A 16,477-nucleotide genomic window follows, 5' to 3' on the forward strand; every position below is an offset into this window, starting at 1 on the left:
CTTCGTCGGTGCCTTTGCAGGCCCTGAAAAAAATTTTGCGCTCGCGCACGCCGCGCCGCTTCGCGTTGATCGCGCATTGATCGCACGAGCCCGGCCGGCCGCTGGCACAACGCCTGCGAAGAAGAAGGCACGCAACACCTGCGTACCCCTTCACCCAACCGGAGTACCCCATGCCCAAAGTCACCCGCCCCCGCAACGAAAAAGGCGAGTTCCTCGTCGACTACGAAGAGAAGGTGTTCGAAGACGTCAAGGCCGAGCCCGGAGAGAAGGCGCTCGTCACCTTCCACACGGTGGCCTTCGAAGGCTCCATCGGCTTCGTGAACCTGCTGCAGGCCACGCGGCTCAAGCGCAAGGGCTACGACACGTCGGTGCTGCTGTACGGCCCCGGCGTGACGCTGGGCGTGCAGCGCGGCTTTCCGACGCTGGGCGACGAGGCCTTCCCGGGCCACCAGAACTTCAACAAGCAGATCGCCAAGTTCATCGAGGAGGGCGGCAAGGTCTACGCCTGCCGCTTCGCGCTGCAGGCGCTGTACGGGCATGGCGAGGGCGCGCTGATCGAGGGCATCAAGCCGATCAACCCGCTGGACGTGCTCGACCTCGTGCTGCTGCACAAGAAGGCCGGCGCCGTGGTCATCGACACCTGGACGCTCTGAACATGTCTTCCCCCAGTCTTCGCGCACTTCGTGTCGCTTCGCCAACCCCCTCACCGGGGGCAACACCGGCAGCCCGGCAAAGCCGGTTCTGCGGCGTTCCCCGAATTGGCTTCGCTTCGCTTGCCGCTGCGGACGGGGGACGACCATGAGCTCTTCACCCCGCATCGTGCGTGCCGCGGCGATCCAGATCGCGCCCGACTTCGAACGGCCGGACGGCACGCTGGAGCGCGTGTGCAGCGCCATCGACGCGGCCGCCGCGAAGGGCGCGCAGATCGCGGTCTTTCCCGAGACCTTCGTGCCCTACTACCCCTACTTCAGCTTCGTGCTGCCGCCGGTGCAGCAGGGCGCGCCGCACCTGCAGCTGGCCGAGCGCGCGGTGGTGGTGCCCGGCCCCGTCACGCAGGCGGTGGCCGAGCGGGCAAGGGCGCGCAGCATGGTGGTGGTGCTCGGCGTGAACGAGCGCGACCACGGCAGCCTCTACAACACGCAGCTGGTGTTCGACGCCGACGGCACGCTGGTGCTCAAGCGCCGCAAGATCACGCCCACGTACCACGAGCGCATGGTCTGGGGCATGGGTGACGGCGCCGGCCTCAAGGTGGTCGACACCGCGGTCGGCCGCGTGGGCGCGCTGGCCTGCTGGGAGCACTACAACCCGCTCGCGCGTTACAGCCTGATGGCGCAGCACGAGCAGATCCATTGCGCGCAGTTCCCCGGCTCGCTGGTCGGCCCGATCTTCGCGGAGCAGATGGAAGTGACCATCCGCCACCACGCGCTGGAGTCGGGCTGCTTCGTGGTCAACGCCACCGGCTGGCTCACCGACGAGCAGATCCGCTCGGTCACGCCCGACGCCAACCTGCAGAAGGCGCTGCGCGGCGGCTGCCATACCGCCATCGTCTCGCCCGAGGGCAAGCACCTCGCGCCGCCGCTCACCGAGGGCGAAGGCATGGTGGTGGCCGACCTCGACATGGCGCTCATCGCCAAGCGCAAGCGAATGATGGATTCGGTCGGCCACTACGCGCGGCCGGAGCTGCTCTCGCTCGCCATCAACGACCGACCGGCGCAGACCACCGTGCCGATGGATCGCACGCAACCCCACGTTCAACGGAGTGCAGAACATGACCACGACGACACAGCAAGACAGCCGGCAGCTGATGACCGAGCTCCAGTCCTTCGGGTTGCGGCTGGCTGACCCTTCGGCCGGCATATCGAGCCGCCGCGGCGGCGCGGGCCCTTCGGACCACAAGGCCGTGACGGTGGATGGCCACACGATCATGGTGCCCGTCCACACCTCCACCGCCTGGCACTCGCCCTTCACCGCCGAGGCGCCCGACGCCGCGGGCGTGAGCCGCGTGATGCGCGGCAGCATCCCGATCGCGAGCATCAGCTTTCCGAAGCAGCCGCGCTTCTACGCGATGCAGACCTTCGACGGCGTGCCGTATTCGCACATCGCCACGCTGCACGGCAGCGACGTGCTGGCCACCACCGTGCTGCAGACATGCATCCGCTACGAGAGCCGCAGGAAGAGCTGCAAGTTCTGCGCGATCGGCCAGTCGCTCGCGGCCGGGCGCACCGTCGCGCGCAAGACGCCCGAGCAGCTCGCGGAGGTGGCGCGCGCCGCCGTGCTGCTCGACGGCGTCAAGCACATGGTGATGACCACCGGCACGCCCAATGCCACCGACCGCGGCGCGGCCGTGCTGTGCGAGAGCGCCTTCGCGATCAAGGCCGCGGTCGACATCCCGATCCAGGGCCAGTGCGAGCCGCCCGACGACGACCAGTGGTTCCATCGCATGAAGGCCGCGGGCATCGACACCCTGGGCATGCACCTGGAGGTGGTCACGCCCGAGGTGCGCGAGCGCATCATGCCGGGCAAGGCGAGCGTGCCCATCTCGCGCTACATGAGCGCCTTCGAGGCGGCCGTGGGCGTGTTCGGGCGCGGACAGGTCAGCACCTACATCCTGGCCGGCCTGGGCGACACGCGCGAGGCCATCCTCGACACCTGCGACCAGCTGCTGGCGCGCGGCGTTTATCCCTTCGTCGTGCCCTTCGTGCCGATCAGCGGCACACCGCTGGAAGATCACCCCGCACCCACGCCCGAGTTCATGAAGTCGCTGCTCGCGCCACTGGGCGAGCGCGTGGTGGCGGCCGGCCTGCGCTCGGCCGACATCAAGGCCGGCTGCGGCAAGTGCGGCGCGTGTTCGTCGCTCTCCATCTACGAAAAAGAAGGCGGGAGCTGACCATGCTGTGCCTCGACGACCTCTGCGAGATGGGCGACCGGATGGGCGATCACTATGCGCCCGTCGAATACCTGGTGCGCGAAGCCGCGCAGCAGTGGGAGCGCGACGAGGCCATGGCGCTGCGCCGTGCGGTGTTCTGCATCGAGCAGGGCATCTTCGCGCGCGACGACCGCGACGCCATCGACGATCGCGCGCAGCTGCTGGTGGCCATGTCCTGCAACGGCGGCATGCCGGAGCAGGTGGTGGGCACCGTGCGCATCCATCGCGCCCAGGGCGAGGGCGCGGGCAAGGACGAATGGTGGGGCTCGCGACTGGCCGTTCATCCCGCGTTCCGCAGCCAGGGTCACCTGGGCGTGACGCTGATCCGGCTGGCGGTGTCGCGTGCCAATGCGCTGGGTTGCGAGACCTTCCTGGCGCAGGTGCAGCGGCAGAACGTGCCGCTGTTCCGCAAGCTCGGCTGGCAGGTGCTCGAGGAGACCAGCGTGCACGGCCGCCCGCATGCGCGCATGCAGGCCGACCTCGGCTGGTACCCGCCCTGCCACGATCCCGTGAGCGGTTTCGTCACGCGTGCGCGGGTGGCGTCATGACGACCGGGGTCCACGACATCGCCGAGGCCCTGCGCGCCACGCGCGGCTTCGCCCACAAGCGCGACATCAGCGACGTGGTGTCGGCACTGGGCCGCTCGCTGCCCGGCGGACACGATGCGCTCGCGCAGGCCGTGCCGGTCGGCGACGACTGCGCGGCCATTCCCGACGGCCGCGGCGGCTACCTGCTGTTCGCCATCGAGGGGCTGGTGGAAGACTTCATCGTGCGCATGCCCTGGTTCGCGGGCTACTGCGGCGTGATGGTCAACGTGAGCGACGTCTACGCCATGGGCGGACGCCCGACGGCCGTGGTCGACGCGCTGTGGAGCACGGGCATGAACCCGGCCCACGACATGCTGCGCGGCATGGCCGAGGCCTCCGCGCGCTACGGCGTGCCCATCGTCGGCGGGCACAGCAACAACCGCAGCGATCGGCCCCAGCTCGCCGTGGCCATCCTCGGCCATGCCCGCAGGCTGCTCACCAGCTTCGATGCGAAGCCGGGCGACCTGCTCTTGATGGCCGCAGACCTGCGCGGCGCCTACGAAGAACCCTTCCCGTACTGGAACGCGTCGACCCGCGCGCCTGCCGCACGTTTGCGCGCCGACCTCGAACTGCTGCCCTCGATCGCCGAGAGCGGCCTGTGCCGCGCCGCCAAGGACATCAGCATGGCCGGCGCCGTGGGCACGGCCATGATGCTGCTCGAATGCTCGGGCGTTGGCGCCCGCATCGACCTCGACGCGATCCCGCGGCCCGACGGCGTGCCGCTGCTGCGCTGGCTGTCTTCCTTCCCGAGCTACGGCTTCGTGCTGAGCGTGTCGCCGGCGCAGGCGGCGGCAGTGGCCGCCCGGTTCGCCGCGCGCGACATCGCCTGCGCGGTGGTCGGCCAGGTCGATGCCACACGGCAGGTGCGGCTGCGCGCCGGCGGCGAAGAGGCGCTGCTGTGGGACTTCGGCAGCGATGCCTTCATCCAGCCGGCGGCCGACACCCGGGAGGCGACCTATGTCTGATCGCCCGCTGCGCATCGCACTGCTGACGCATTCGGTCAACCCGCGCGGCGGCGTGGTCCACACGCTGGAGCTCGCCGCGGCGCTGCACGAGGCCGGCCACACGGTGACCGTGCTCGCACCCGCCGCGCCGGGGCAGCGGCTGTTCCGTCAGCCGCCCTGCGCGGTCGAACTGGTGCCGGTGCATACGACACCGCGCGACACGGTGGAGATGGTGCGGTCGCGCATCGAGGCCTTCGTGCAGCACCTGCGCGGCATGCTGGCGCGCGAGCGGTTCGACGTGCTGCACACGCACGACTCCATCGGCGGCAATGCGCTCGCCCGTCTGAGCGATGCAGGCGACATCGACGGCTTCGTGCGCACCGTCCACCACCTCGACAGCTTCGACGTGCCGCAGCTCACGCAGTGGCAGCACACGGCCTTCGCGCGTGCGAGCCAGGTGCTGTGCGTGAGCCGGCTGTGGCGCGAGCACCTGGCGAGCGAGTACGGCATCGCCGCGCACGAAGTGCCCAACGGCGTGGACACCGCGCGCTTCTCGCCGCAGGCGCGGTCGTCCGACGCCGCGCTGGCGCAGCGACTGGGCATCCGGCGCGGCGCGCCCGTGGTGCTGGCGCTGGGCGGTGTCGAGGAACGCAAGAACACCGCGCGGCTGCTGTCGGCCTTCGCGCTGCTGCGTGTCGCGCACCCGCAGGCGCAACTGGTCGTGGCGGGCGGTGCAAGCCTGCTCGATCACTCGGCCTATGCCCTGCGGTTCCGCGCCCTGATGCAGGAGCTGGGGTTCGACGACGATCCGGCGCAGCCGGTGCGGCTGACCGGCCCGCTGCCTGACGAGGACATTCCTTCGCTCTATAGGCTGGCCGATGTCGTCGCGATGCCTTCGCTGCGCGAGGGCTTCGGGCTGGTGGTGCTCGAGGCGCTGGCGAGCGGCGTGCCGGTGGTCGCTTCGCGCATCGCCCCGTTCACCGAGTACCTCGCCGAGGACGACGTGAGCTGGGCCGACCCGTCCGATGCCGGCGCCATCGCTGCCGCCCTGCGGCATGCGCTCTCGACGCGCGACGCGCATCGCATCGCGCGTTCGGCTTCGCGGCTGTCGGGGCGTTTCAGCTGGCAGGCCAGTGCCGAGCGGCACGCGGCGCTGTACCGCGCCGCCATCCAGGAGACCGAAGCATGCCCGTGATGCATTTCCACGTGCGCTGGCCCGACGCCAGCGAGACGCGCTGCTACTCGCCCTCGCTGGTGGTGCGCGACTTCCTCGTGCCCGGCGAGCGCTACGACCTCGACGACTTCCTGCTGCGCACGCGCGAGGCGCTGGGCATCGCCTCGGAGCGGGTGCGCGCGAAGTACGGCTTCGCCTGCTCGCAGGCGATGGACCAGCTCGCGGAGATCGAAGGCATCGCCGCGCGATTCGGCAGCACCCCCGATGCGAAGGTCACCGTCGTCGCCTTCGACTGACCGACCCCGCTACATCCAGAGAGAGAAAGAGAGACCCTCATGTCACATCCCTACGGCGGACGCAGCCACTACAGCGTCGTCATCGTCGGCGGCGGCCAGGCCGGCCTGTCGCTGAGCTACTGCCTGCAGCTGCGCGGCATCGACCACCTCGTGATCGAGAAGCGCAGCCTCGTGCACACCTGGCGCACGCAGCGCTGGGATTCGTTCTGCCTCGTCACGCCCAACTGGCAGTGCCAGCTGCCGGGCTGGGGCTACAAGGGCGGTGATCCGCACGGCTTCATGGTCAAGGACCAGATCAACGAGTGGCTCGCCGGTTTCGTCGAGCATGTGAAGGCTCCCGCCATCGAGGGCGTGACCGTGGAGCGCGTGGCGCGCGACGGCGAACGCGAGCGCTTCAACGTGCAGACCGACGTCGGCCTCTACACCGCCGACCAGGTGGTGGTGGCCTCGGGCGGCTATCACCGCCCCATCGTGCCGCGTCTGGCGGAGAAGCTGCCGGCGGGCGTCGCGCAGTTCCATTCGGCGCAGTACCGCAACCCGGCGCAGCTGCCCGAGGGCGCGGTGCTGGTGGTGGGCTGCGGGCAGTCGGGCGCGCAGATCGCCGAAGACCTGCACCTGGCCGGCCGCAAGGTCCACCTGGCCACCGGCAATGCGCCGCGCTGCGCGCGCTTCTACCGCGGCCGCGAGGTGGTCGACTGGCTCGCCGACATGAAGTACTACGACATGCCCGTCACAGAGCACCCGCTGCGCGAAGGCGTGCGCGACAACACCAACCACTACGTGACGGGCCGCGACGGCGGCCGCGACATCGACCTGCGGCGCTTCGCCCTCGAAGGCATGGAGCTCTACGGCCTGCTCGGCGGCTTCGACGGCGGCGCCTTCGAGTTCCAGCCGAACCTGCGCGACAACCTCGACCAGGCCGACGACACCTACAACCGCATCAACGCATCGATCGACAAGTACATCGCCGCGCAGGGCATCGAGGCGCCGCCGCCTTCGGTCTACACGCCTGTGTGGGAGCCGCCGCAGGAGCGCACGAAGCTCGACCTTGCAGCAGCCGGCATCACCAGCGTGATCTGGTGCATCGGCTTCTCGCCCGATTTCGCGTGGGTCGACGCGCCGGTGTTCAACGGCCGTGGCGCACCCGTGCATCTGCGCGGCGTCACGCGGGAGCCGGGGCTCTATTTCCTCGGGCTGCCATGGCTGCATACCTGGGGCTCGGGGCGCTTCTCGGGCGTGGCGCGCGACGCGGAGTTTCTCGCGGAGGCCATCGAGGGATATCGAGTTCAGCTGCGTGGCATGCGGGCCGATACCGGCGCGCCGATGAGCCTGCAGGCGGCATAGCAAGCGTCGTTCAATCGAGCGCGGACTGACGCGCTCGAGCGTGATGACGCGTGCGCGCGCGGGTGCGTCTGCGGCGATGTCCTTGAGCGGGCCGCGTGCCTCGTTCGTTCTGCAGCGCGAACGGGTCAATCTCTTGCTTGCGCAGTTGCAGCACCCGTTGCAACGAAGCGCTGGCGCGTCTGCGCGCCAGTGCTCCAGTCATTCTGAAAATGAAATTCAGCCGCTCATTTTCAGAGGCAATCCGACGCGCGATTTCTTCATCTTGTGGGCCACACTAGGCGCCCAATGGAGGTTCCCTCCAGCCACTCCGGTTCGACTTCAGGATCGGGTCTTTCCTCAGACAAGCAGGTGCCGGCGCAAGTCGAGCCCTGCCCGAACGTGGGAGTGAACTCCGCAACCTGATCGAGCTGCGAGCTGGCGATGCGATCCGAGGCCCGCAGTGCGGCAGCCATGCGCTGCCGTGCGTGTTCGCGTCTGTGTGCTGCATGGCGAGGTGCTGCTCGTGTATGTCGAACATGCACGGACAAGGCAGCGAGCGATGACATTCAGTGGCGTTGCCGCGCATCGCATGTGACAACGAATGTCACTTCCTGTCGTTACACGTCGCTCGTGTTGCGCGCAATGTATCCATCGGTTTTACCGATTTGATCGCGCTGAGCGATCGAGCAATGTGGCACGCAGTTTGCGGAATCACTTCTTTACACATTCACGAGAAATGACACACCCATGAGCGATGAGAAGAACGCAAACCTGCTGGATCGACGCACTTTCTTCCTCGGTACCGCAGGTGCCCTGGCACTGGGCACGACGGCATGCGGTGGAGGAAGCGGGGGCAGCAGCTTCTCGCCCATAGGCGGCGCAGCCGCGCAGCAGGCGCCGCAGCAGCAGACCCCCGCTGCGGTCGCCGGTGCCGATTCCCCCGGCACCCCCGATAGCCCTGCACCCGAGCCGACGACCCCCGAGCCCACAGTGCACAAGATCGTGCACCCCGGCCTGCTCGTGACGGAAGACGACCTACAGCGCATCCGCGACAAGCTGGCCGCCAATGCGGAGCCCTGGGTGGGTGGCATGAACATGATGCTCAAGACGAACAACACCAACCTCGACGCGAATCCGCGTCCGCTGGCGTTGGTGACGCGCGGCGTCGATGGCGAGAACTACTGGCAGATGATCGGCGACATGGTGCGCGCCCTTCATCTCGCATTGCGCTGGAACATCTCCAAAGACGAGCGCTATGCGAAGAAGGCGGTGGAGTTCCTCAACGCATGGTCGTCGACCTTGACCGAGCTGGGCGGCAACTCCAACGTCTTCCTCGCCTCGGGCCTCTACGGCAACCAGTGGGCCAACGCCGCCGAACTGATGCGCAGCTACTCCGGCTGGGCGAAGGAAGACGTCGCGCGATTCCAGACCATGCTGCTGAACGTGTTCTATCCGAAGGCCCACGACTTTCTTGTCAACCACAACGGCACCGAGATCAGAAAGGTCACCCACTACTGGGCCAACTGGGACCTGGCCAACATCTGCGCCGTCTATGCGATCGGCGTGTTCTGCGACCGGCCCGACCTGGTCGCCGAGGCGAGCAACTACTACAAGAGCGGACGTGGCTGCGGCGCGAGCGCCAACAACGTCTACTACGTGCACCCCGGTTACCTCGGTCAATGGCAGGAGAGCCATCGCGACCAGGGCCACTCCACACTCGGCATCTCGCTGGCCGGCATGCTGTGCCAGATGGCCTGGAACCAGGGCGAGGACCTCTTCGGCTACTGGAACAACCGGCTGCTGGCCGGTGCGGAGTACGTGGCCAAGACGAACCTCGCGGATGCCAACGGCAACGCGCTGTACACGATGCCGTTCGCCCCCTACGACGGAGTCCACGGAGCGGGGACCGCTGCGGCGGGCACAAATCAGTTGCGGCCCAACTGGGACCTCATCTACAGCCACTATGTGAGCCGCAAGGGACTCTCGGCCCCCTGGACCAAGGCGATGCTCGACAAGATCCGGCCCGAGCGCGTCGACGGCGGAGACCAGCCGGGCATCGGCACGCTGCTCTATGCACGCGATCCGGTTCCTGCTGCCAGGCCCAGCGGCCTGAGCGCATTCCTGAGCGATGGAAAGGTGCAGCTGTCGTGGTGGGGCACCGCAGGCGCTTCGCAGTACCTCGTGCAGCGCGCGGCGTCGCCCAACGGTCCGTTCACGACCCTCGCGCCGGTCACCGACCCGCGCACCTACACCGACGATCCCGACCAGGGCACCTGGTACTACCGGATCGACGCGGTGACCGACGCCGGAGAGATGACCGGTGCGGACACCCTGCGCGTGGCGGTCCCGGGCGAGCTGTGGCTGCACCTGCCGCTCAACGGCGATGCCAACGACGCCAGCGGCCGCGGCCTGCACGGGCAACTGATCGGCGGCACGAGCTGGGGCGAAGGACGCAACGGCGGAAGCGCCGTGCAGCTCGACGGCCGCAGCGGTCACATCCAGCTGCCCGACGGAGCCGTGTCGGCCCTGGGCGATTTCACGGTCGCGGTGTGGGTCTACTGGGATACGGCGTCGGTCATCGCACGCGTTTTCGACTTCGGTTCCAACGACGTGGCCTACATGATCCTCATCCTTCGCGACGGCAACAAGCAGCTGCGTTTTTCAGGCTCTCGCAATCAGTTCTGGAAGGAAGAGTCGGTGGCCGGCGGAGAGACACCCACCGGGCGCTGGGTGCACCTGGCGGTCACGCTCTCGGGCACTGTGGGCACGCTCTACATGGATGGCGCGCAGGTGGCCACCGCAGACGGCATCTGGATGAATCCTTTCCAGATGGGCAAGACCACCCGGACCTGGCTGGGGCGCTCCCAGTACGGCGGCGATCCGTACTTCAAGGGGCGCATGCAGGACTTCCGCATCTACAGCGGCGCGAAGGACGCAGCCTTCATTGCGGACCTCGCCCGCTGAGTGCCATCGGGCAGCAGCGCTGCCCGGAACACCCGCAACCCGAACCGGCGCGCGCATGCACGGGCGCGCCGGTGCTTGCTCGACTTCGACCTTTCGGATTTCTCTCATGGACATTCTTTCTCGGCGGTGCGCTTCCGCGCTGGTGGCTTCTCTGTTGCTCTTCGGTTGTGGCGGAGGAGGTGGCGGCGGAGGAGGGGCCGGCGTTCCGCTGGTCGGCAGCCCGGCGGGCCAGGGCGGCACGGGCACTCAATCCGATGGCGGCCAGAGCAACGGCGCGCAGAGCGGAGGCGGTCAGAGCAGCGGTGACCAAGCGGCCGGCAACAACTCCGGCAGTGGCACCCAAGGCGGCAATGGAGGCACGAGCGGCGGCTCCGCACCTGTCGCGGCCACCGTCGCCCTGGCGAACAAGCTCGGCAAACCCGCCCGGGTGCTGGTTGGCCTGAGCGCCAATTCCACCGATGACTTGAAGAGCCAGGACATCCACCCCGACATCGTGGAGCACTACCTTGTGGGGATCGTGGGCTACAACGGAGGCTGGCCCGACTGGAACGCGGGCGGCGCCTACGTCACCATCTTTGCGCAGGCTGCGCAGGCCTACGGTGCGGTGCCCATGTTCACGCTCTACCAGATGACGGCGAACGGCGAGGGCAATGTCGGCACGACCGACGATGTGGCCTTCATGGACAAATACTGGGGCCAGGTCCGGCTGATGTATCAGCTCATCGCGAAGCTGGACAAACCCGTTCTGATCAACGTGGAGCCGGACTTTTGGGGCTTCGCTGCAGGGAAGCGGTCCGATCACGATCTGACGAAACTTCCCGCTCGCGTCAGCGGTCAGCCCGAATGCAGCACGCTGCCCGACACCGTCGCGGGCCTCGGCCAGTGCGTCGTGCAGATGGGCCGGAAGATCGCGCCCAAGGCGCTGATCGGGTTCCCGCCCGCGTTCTGGAACGGCACGCCCTCCGAGATCGGCGCGATGATGCAAACCGCCGGCGCGAACCAGGCGGACTTCATCGTCGCCCAGACCAGCGACCGCGACGCGGGCTGCCGGGAGGTGACGCCGAGGCCCGACGGATGCCAGAACGGAAGCGATCGTTACTGGGACGCGAGCAACAAGACCAGCCCGAACTTCCACGATTCGCAGAAGCAGTATTCGGACTATCGCGCAGCCTTGGGCAACGGCCTGCCCATCCTGTGGTGGCAGACGCCGATGGGCGTTCCTTCCGACACGCCCGGCGGCACCGACGGGCACTACCGTGACAACCGCGTCGACTACATGCTGACCAACACGCAGGAATACGGTGACATGCACACCTTCGGGATCGTCTTTGGCGCCGGCTGGGGCAACCAGACCACGATCGCTACCGATGGCGGCCAGTTCGCGCGCCTTTCCGCGCAATACCTCGCACGAGGCGGCGCTGCGCTGAAGTAGCGGATCAGCGCTCTAGCGGCTTCCTGTCTCCCTATCGCGCGGAAGCACCGCCATCGACCGGAATGATCGCCCCGGTCATGTAGCTGGAAGCAGGAGAGGCCAGCAGCAGGGCCAGCCCCTTGATCTCTTCGACCTGGGCCACGCGGCCGAGGGGAATGTGGGTCCGCATGCGCTCGGCCGACTCCGGAAGACGCAGGCGCCCGCCGTTGATGTTGGTGGCGAAGGGGCCGGGTGCGATGGCGTTCACCAGCACGTTGTGCGGTGCGAGCTCCATCGCGGCCTGCCTGACCAGGTTGTTCGCCGCCGCCTTGGACGCGACGTAGGCGTAGCCGGAGAGCGACTCCGAGCGCAGGCCCGCGATCGACGTGGTCACGACGATGCGTCCTTCCCTGCGCGGCTTCATGTGCCGCGCAGCCGCGCGCACCGTGTGCAGCACGCCGTCGAGGTTGATGCGCAGGACCTTGTCCCAGTGCGCGAGGTCGATGTTCTCCAGCTGGCCCGCCTCCACGACGAAGCCTCGCCCTGCGCTGACGCCCGCGTTCGCGAACACGCAGTCGATGGCGCCGTGGCGCGCTGCCATGCCGTCCACCAGCGCGTCGACCGCCGCGGCATCGGCGACGTCCAGCGTTGCGCCTTCGGCCAGCGGGTAGCGCGATTTCAGTCGCTGCAGCTGGGCATCGAGCGCCTGCGCATCCATGTCGGTCATGAGCGTGCGCGCACCGGCTTCCAGCATCGTCTCCGCGAAGGCCAGGCCGAGGCCGCTGGCGGCACCGGTGACCAGGACGCTGCGCCCGGTGAGGTCGAAGAGCGAAGCCAGGCTCATGCCGCCTCCGCGTTCTTCTTCACCGGCAGCAGGGCCTCCCAGTGCTCGGCCGCCTCGACCATGTAGTGGACGGTCAGCACCACCTTCTTGAAGAGCCATCGGCCGTCGATGCGCACGTAGGTGTCGTCGAAGCGCCCCACCACGTAGAAGCTCTTTCCGCCGTGCACGGGGCGGCCGTCCAGGTAGGACTGGCCGGTGCCCGTGTCGCCGTCGACACTCACCTCGTGCTGGTGAATGAACTGCCGCGCGTACTGCACGGGAAAGTTCTCGAAGAAGCTGCGGATGGCCTCGCGCCCGAAGACCTCGGGGCGCCCGTTGTAGATGACGCTCGCGTCTTCCGCGAACAGCTCGTGCAGGCGCGGGCCCTGGTCCTCGTTGACCAGCATGTGGTAGCGGGCGCGCAGCGCGCGGATCGCCTCGACGCTTTCGAGCTGGTCGACGCGGCGCTGCAGGGCCTGCAATTGCTGCGAAATCTGCGCGACCTGCGCGAGCGTGCCGTTGGCTTCGGTATTCATTGGGATTCTCCGGAAGAGGGTGCATGGCCCCGCGGTGGCGCAGGGCCGATAGGGCAGTGGAGGAGGCGCGGCAGTCTCATCCCGCCTCGGGATGCTCCTTGCCGAAGTCGTCGAGGATCGCGTTCATGCGTCGCCGGACCGAACCGCCGGTCTGACTGTGCGGAATGACGTAGAAGCGCCCCGTGCGAACTGCCGCCAGCGTCGCTGCGGCAACGTCCGTCGCATCGATGGGGGACGCCGCCATGCCTTGGCGCACGCGCTCGTCATAGGCCGCCGCGGGTGCGACGGTGTCGGAGAGGGTGCTCGGCCGATTGCGCTGCGATGCATGGATGCCGGTGGGCAGCAGCGAAGGGCAGACGACGGTCACGCCGATCGGCGCGCCGGCCTGCTCCAGGTCGCGCGCGAGGCACTCCGAGAAGGCCACCACCGCGTGCTTGCTCGCGCTGTACACGGCGGAGCCGGCCAGCGTGGCGAGCCCGGCGGCGGACGCGGTGTTGATCACGTGGGCGGGTCGGCCCCGTGCGCGCATGCGTGGAACGAAGCTGCGCACGCCGTTGGCCACGCCCAGCACGTTCACGCCCAGCACCCACTGCCAGTCCGATTCGGTGGCGGCCCATGCGGGCCCCAGCACGGCCACGCCTGCGTTGTTGAAGAGCCAGTCGACGCCACCGAAGCGGTCGTCGCAGGCCTGCGCGAAGGCCTCGACATCGGCGGCGCGGCTCACGTCGCAATGCTGTGCGAGCGTGGGCACGCCCATCGATCGAACGAGTGCCTCGGTGCCAGCGAGCGCTTCCGTCTCGACGTCGGCGAGCGCCACGGCCATGCCCTCGCCGGCGCAGGCCAGGGCCAGTGCGCGGCCGATGCCGCTGCCGGCGCCGGTGATGGCGGCCACGGCGGGGGCGGCGAGCGTGTGCGGTGCGGTCGGCGCGGTCATTCCAGCGTCACTCCGGCCGTGCGCAGCACTTCCGTCCACTTGACGGCTTCGCGGCTCACGTAGGCCTGGAACTCGGCGTGCGGCATGTCGATGACGAAGCTGCCCGCGGAGTCGAGCGCGCTCCTGACTTCCTGCGACCGCAGCGTTTCCGAGGCTTCCGCCGACAGCCGCTTCACGATGCCGTCCGGCGTCTTCGCGGGCGCGAAGAGACCGCCCCAGCTCAGCGCCTCGATGCCCGCGAAGCCGGCCTCAGCCATGGTCGGCACTTCCGGCAGCATCGGCATGCGCTGGCCGCGCGTGACCGCCAGCGCGCGCAGCTTGCCGCTGCGGATGTGCGGCGCGGAGGTCTGCACGAAGTCGAACATCGCATCGACGTTGCCCGAGACCAGATCGACCAGCGCCGCAGAACTGGCCTTGTACGGAACATGGGTGAAGCGCGTGCCGGTGCGCGTCTGCAGCAGTTCGAGGCACAGATGCCCCGAGGTGCCGTTGCCGCCCGAGCCGAAGTTGAGCTTGCCCGGATTCTTCTTCGCGAGCTCGACCAGTTCGGCCACCGAGCCGATGCCCAGCCTCGGGTTGACCACCAGGACGTTCGCGTTGCCCGACAGGCCGTGGATGGCCACGAAGTCCTTCACCGGGTCATAGCGGATCGTCTTGTACAGCGCGCTGTTGGTGCCCTGGGTGCCTTGCGTGCCCAGCAGCAGCGTGTAGCCGTCGGGCGCGGCGCGCGAGACGAACTCGGCGCCGATCGAGCCGCTCACGCCGACCTTGTTGTCGATCACGATGGGCTGTCCCAGGCGGGTGGCGAGCACGCGTGCGATCACGCGGGCCTGCTGGTCGACGACGCTGCCCGCGGAGAACGGAACCACCAGGGTGACGGGCCTGGAGGGATAGGTCTCTGCACGCAGCACCGGGGCCAGCGAAGCCAGGCCGGTGGCAACGCAGAATTGCCGGCGGTTGAGGGTCATTGCTGTGTCTCCCGGTTCAGTTCTGTCTCAGGATCTCGGCCCATGGGGCATGGCCGGCGAGCACGTCGCTGCCTTCCAGGTCGACCTCGAAGTTCTCGAGCACGCGGCACACCAGCATGTAGTAGCCGATGGTCATCACGATCTCCATCAGCTGTTGCGGCGGCAGTTGCGCGGCCAGCGCATCGAACATCTCGGGCGGTGCCTTGACCTGGCGCACCACGGCGTCGGTGAAGTCGAGCACGCGGCATTCGAGGCTGTCGAACGGGGGCCTGTCGACGCTGCCTTGCGGATGGTCGAGCACCGCCTCGACCTGGGTGGATGGCACGCCGGCCTGCGCAGCCACGCGGCGGTGCTGGGTCACCTCGTAGCTGGAGCCGCACAGCGCACCCACGCGCAGGATCACCAGCTCGCGCAGCGCCACCGGCAGCGAGGAGTGCCGCAGGATGCTGGAGCCCAGGGCCAGGAAACCCTGCGCGGTGGCGCCGCCGTGGGCGACCATGCGGTAGATGTTCAGCGGTGGGCGCCCGCCCAGCAGTGCGTGGAGTTCCGCGGGCGCCTCTGCGAGGTCGAAGTAGGGGATACGGGCCATGGTCTTTCAGTCGAGTCGGATGGCGGCGGCGCGGATCACCTCGCGCCACCGGAGGGTTTCACTGCGCGCGAAGTCGGCCAGGGCCTGGGGCGTGCCGCCCTGGGGCTCGATCGTCAGTTCGCGCATGCGATCGGCCACTGCAGGGGTCTGCAGCGCGCGATTCACTTCCTGGTTGAGCCTGTCGATGAGGGGCGCCGGCGTGCCGCTGGGCGCCCACAGGCCGCCCCAGGCCGCGATCTCGCAGTCGGGCAGGCCCAGTTCCTCGAAGGTCGGCACCTGCGGCAGGAGCGGCAGCCGGCTGCGGGAGGTGACGGCCAGCGGGCGGATCTTCTCGCTGCGGATGTAGGCAAGGTTGCCCGCCACGTTGTCGAAGATCGCCGGCACCTGTCCGCCGAGAACGTCGTTGAGCGCCGGGGCGCTGCCCTTGTACGGGATGTGTGCGAGGCGCACCCTGGCCGCGCGATCGAGCAGCACGAGCGAGAGATGGCCGCTGGTGGCGTTGCCGGGCGTGGCGACGGCGATGCGCTCGGGCTTCGCCTTTGCCATCGTGATGAAGCTCCCGAGGTCGCGCGCCTCGAAGGCCGGGTTGACGCACAGCACGTTGTAGACCTTGCCTTCGAGCGCGATCGGTGCGAAGTCCTTCACCGGGTCGTAGTCCAGCTTCGGATAGAGGCTGACGTTCATCGCATGCGTCGCGTTGGTGCCGTAGAAGAGCGTGTAGCCGTCGGGTGCGCTGCGCGCCGCCACCGCGGCCGCGATGTTTCCGGAGGCACCGGGCCGGTTGTCGACGATCACCGGCTGGCCCAGCTGACGGGCCAGTTGATCGGCGAGGCGGCGCGAGGACTGGTCGGCCGATCCGCCCGCTGGAAAGCCCACGACCAGGCGCAGGGGCCGGCTGGGGTAGGCATCGTCGCGTGCCGCCATCGCGGCACCCAGGTGCGGCGCCGCGACGGTGCAGGCGGCTGCCTGGAGGAATCGGCGTCTCTGCAGTCGCTGCATGGT

General features: G+C 68.6%; 16 protein-coding genes. 10 read left to right on the forward strand and 6 right to left on the reverse strand.

The window, feature by feature from the left end; translation table 11 throughout:
- Positions 1–170 precede the first annotated feature (170 nt).
- The 10 genes from G369_RS0117005 to G369_RS0117050 all read left to right on the forward strand — a co-directional run bounded on the left by G369_RS0117005 (position 171) and on the right by G369_RS0117050 (position 11,646).
- Positions 171–653 (forward strand): MSMEG_0572/Sll0783 family nitrogen starvation response protein, encoded by a 483-nt coding sequence (locus tag G369_RS0117005; protein WP_019655222.1) that lies wholly within the window; start codon positions 171–173, stop codon positions 651–653.
- 145 nt (positions 654–798) lie between these two features.
- On the forward strand, positions 799–1,842 hold the full coding sequence (locus G369_RS0117010) for a Nit6803 family nitrilase (RefSeq protein ID WP_019655223.1): 1,044 nt from the start codon (positions 799–801) through the stop codon (positions 1,840–1,842).
- A complete protein-coding gene (locus tag G369_RS0117015; protein ID WP_019655224.1) occupies positions 1,805–2,887 on the forward strand; it encodes an MSMEG_0568 family radical SAM protein in 1,083 nt (360 codons plus the stop codon). The genes G369_RS0117010 and G369_RS0117015 overlap by 38 nt, the downstream gene beginning before the upstream one ends.
- A gap of 2 nt (positions 2,888–2,889) precedes the next feature.
- Positions 2,890–3,474, forward strand: coding sequence for an MSMEG_0567/Sll0786 family nitrogen starvation N-acetyltransferase (locus G369_RS0117020; RefSeq protein ID WP_019655225.1), 585 nt, complete (start codon positions 2,890–2,892; stop codon positions 3,472–3,474).
- Positions 3,471–4,478, forward strand: a complete 1,008-nt coding sequence (locus G369_RS0117025; protein WP_019655226.1) for a sll0787 family AIR synthase-like protein — start codon at positions 3,471–3,473, stop codon at positions 4,476–4,478. The genes G369_RS0117020 and G369_RS0117025 overlap by 4 nt, the downstream gene beginning before the upstream one ends.
- On the forward strand, positions 4,471–5,652 hold the full coding sequence (locus tag G369_RS0117030) for an MSMEG_0565 family glycosyltransferase (RefSeq protein WP_019655227.1): 1,182 nt from the start codon (positions 4,471–4,473) through the stop codon (positions 5,650–5,652). Before G369_RS0117025 ends, G369_RS0117030 begins: the two co-directional genes overlap by 8 nt.
- Positions 5,643–5,927, forward strand: a complete 285-nt coding sequence (locus G369_RS0117035) for an MSMEG_0570 family nitrogen starvation response protein (protein WP_019655228.1) — start codon at positions 5,643–5,645, stop codon at positions 5,925–5,927. Before G369_RS0117030 ends, G369_RS0117035 begins: the two co-directional genes overlap by 10 nt.
- Before the next feature lie 39 nt (positions 5,928–5,966).
- Positions 5,967–7,271 carry an MSMEG_0569 family flavin-dependent oxidoreductase gene (locus G369_RS0117040; protein ID WP_019655229.1) on the forward strand — a complete coding sequence of 435 codons (1,305 nt, stop codon included), beginning with the start codon at positions 5,967–5,969 and terminating at the stop codon, positions 7,269–7,271.
- Positions 7,272–7,997: 726 nt separating this feature from the next.
- Positions 7,998–10,214 (forward strand): LamG-like jellyroll fold domain-containing protein, encoded by a 2,217-nt coding sequence (locus G369_RS0117045; RefSeq protein WP_019655230.1) that lies wholly within the window; start codon positions 7,998–8,000, stop codon positions 10,212–10,214.
- Positions 10,215–10,320: 106 nt separating this feature from the next.
- Positions 10,321–11,646, forward strand: a complete 1,326-nt coding sequence (locus tag G369_RS0117050; protein ID WP_080647849.1) for a hypothetical protein — start codon at positions 10,321–10,323, stop codon at positions 11,644–11,646.
- 31 nt (positions 11,647–11,677) lie between these two features.
- Here G369_RS0117050 and G369_RS0117055 read toward each other — a convergent pair whose 3' ends face one another.
- From G369_RS0117055 to G369_RS0117080, 6 genes are all read right to left on the reverse strand, one after another.
- A complete protein-coding gene (locus G369_RS0117055) occupies positions 11,678–12,469 on the reverse strand; it encodes an SDR family NAD(P)-dependent oxidoreductase (protein ID WP_019655232.1) in 792 nt (263 codons plus the stop codon).
- Positions 12,466–12,984: a nuclear transport factor 2 family protein gene (locus tag G369_RS0117060; protein WP_019655233.1), complete on the reverse strand. Its 519-nt coding sequence runs from the start codon at positions 12,982–12,984 to the stop codon at positions 12,466–12,468. Before G369_RS0117060 ends, G369_RS0117055 begins: the two co-directional genes overlap by 4 nt.
- Positions 12,985–13,060: 76 nt before the next feature.
- Complete coding sequence (locus tag G369_RS0117065) at positions 13,061–13,918, reverse strand: SDR family NAD(P)-dependent oxidoreductase (protein ID WP_019655234.1); 858 nt, start codon at positions 13,916–13,918, stop codon at positions 13,061–13,063.
- Entirely contained in the window at positions 13,915–14,886 is a 972-nt protein-coding gene (locus G369_RS0117070) for a Bug family tripartite tricarboxylate transporter substrate binding protein (protein WP_019655235.1), read from the reverse strand. Before G369_RS0117070 ends, G369_RS0117065 begins: the two co-directional genes overlap by 4 nt.
- A gap of 16 nt (positions 14,887–14,902) precedes the next feature.
- Positions 14,903–15,475, reverse strand: coding sequence for a carboxymuconolactone decarboxylase family protein (locus G369_RS0117075; RefSeq protein WP_019655236.1), 573 nt, complete (start codon positions 15,473–15,475; stop codon positions 14,903–14,905).
- Between the two features lie 6 nt (positions 15,476–15,481).
- On the reverse strand, positions 15,482–16,474 hold the full coding sequence (locus tag G369_RS0117080) for a Bug family tripartite tricarboxylate transporter substrate binding protein (RefSeq protein WP_019655237.1): 993 nt from the start codon (positions 16,472–16,474) through the stop codon (positions 15,482–15,484).
- Between the last annotated feature and the right edge of the window lie 3 nt (positions 16,475–16,477).

This window comes from Variovorax atrisoli 110B (genome assembly GCF_000382045.1).
Classification (GTDB): domain Bacteria; phylum Pseudomonadota; class Gammaproteobacteria; order Burkholderiales; family Burkholderiaceae_C; genus Variovorax; species Variovorax atrisoli.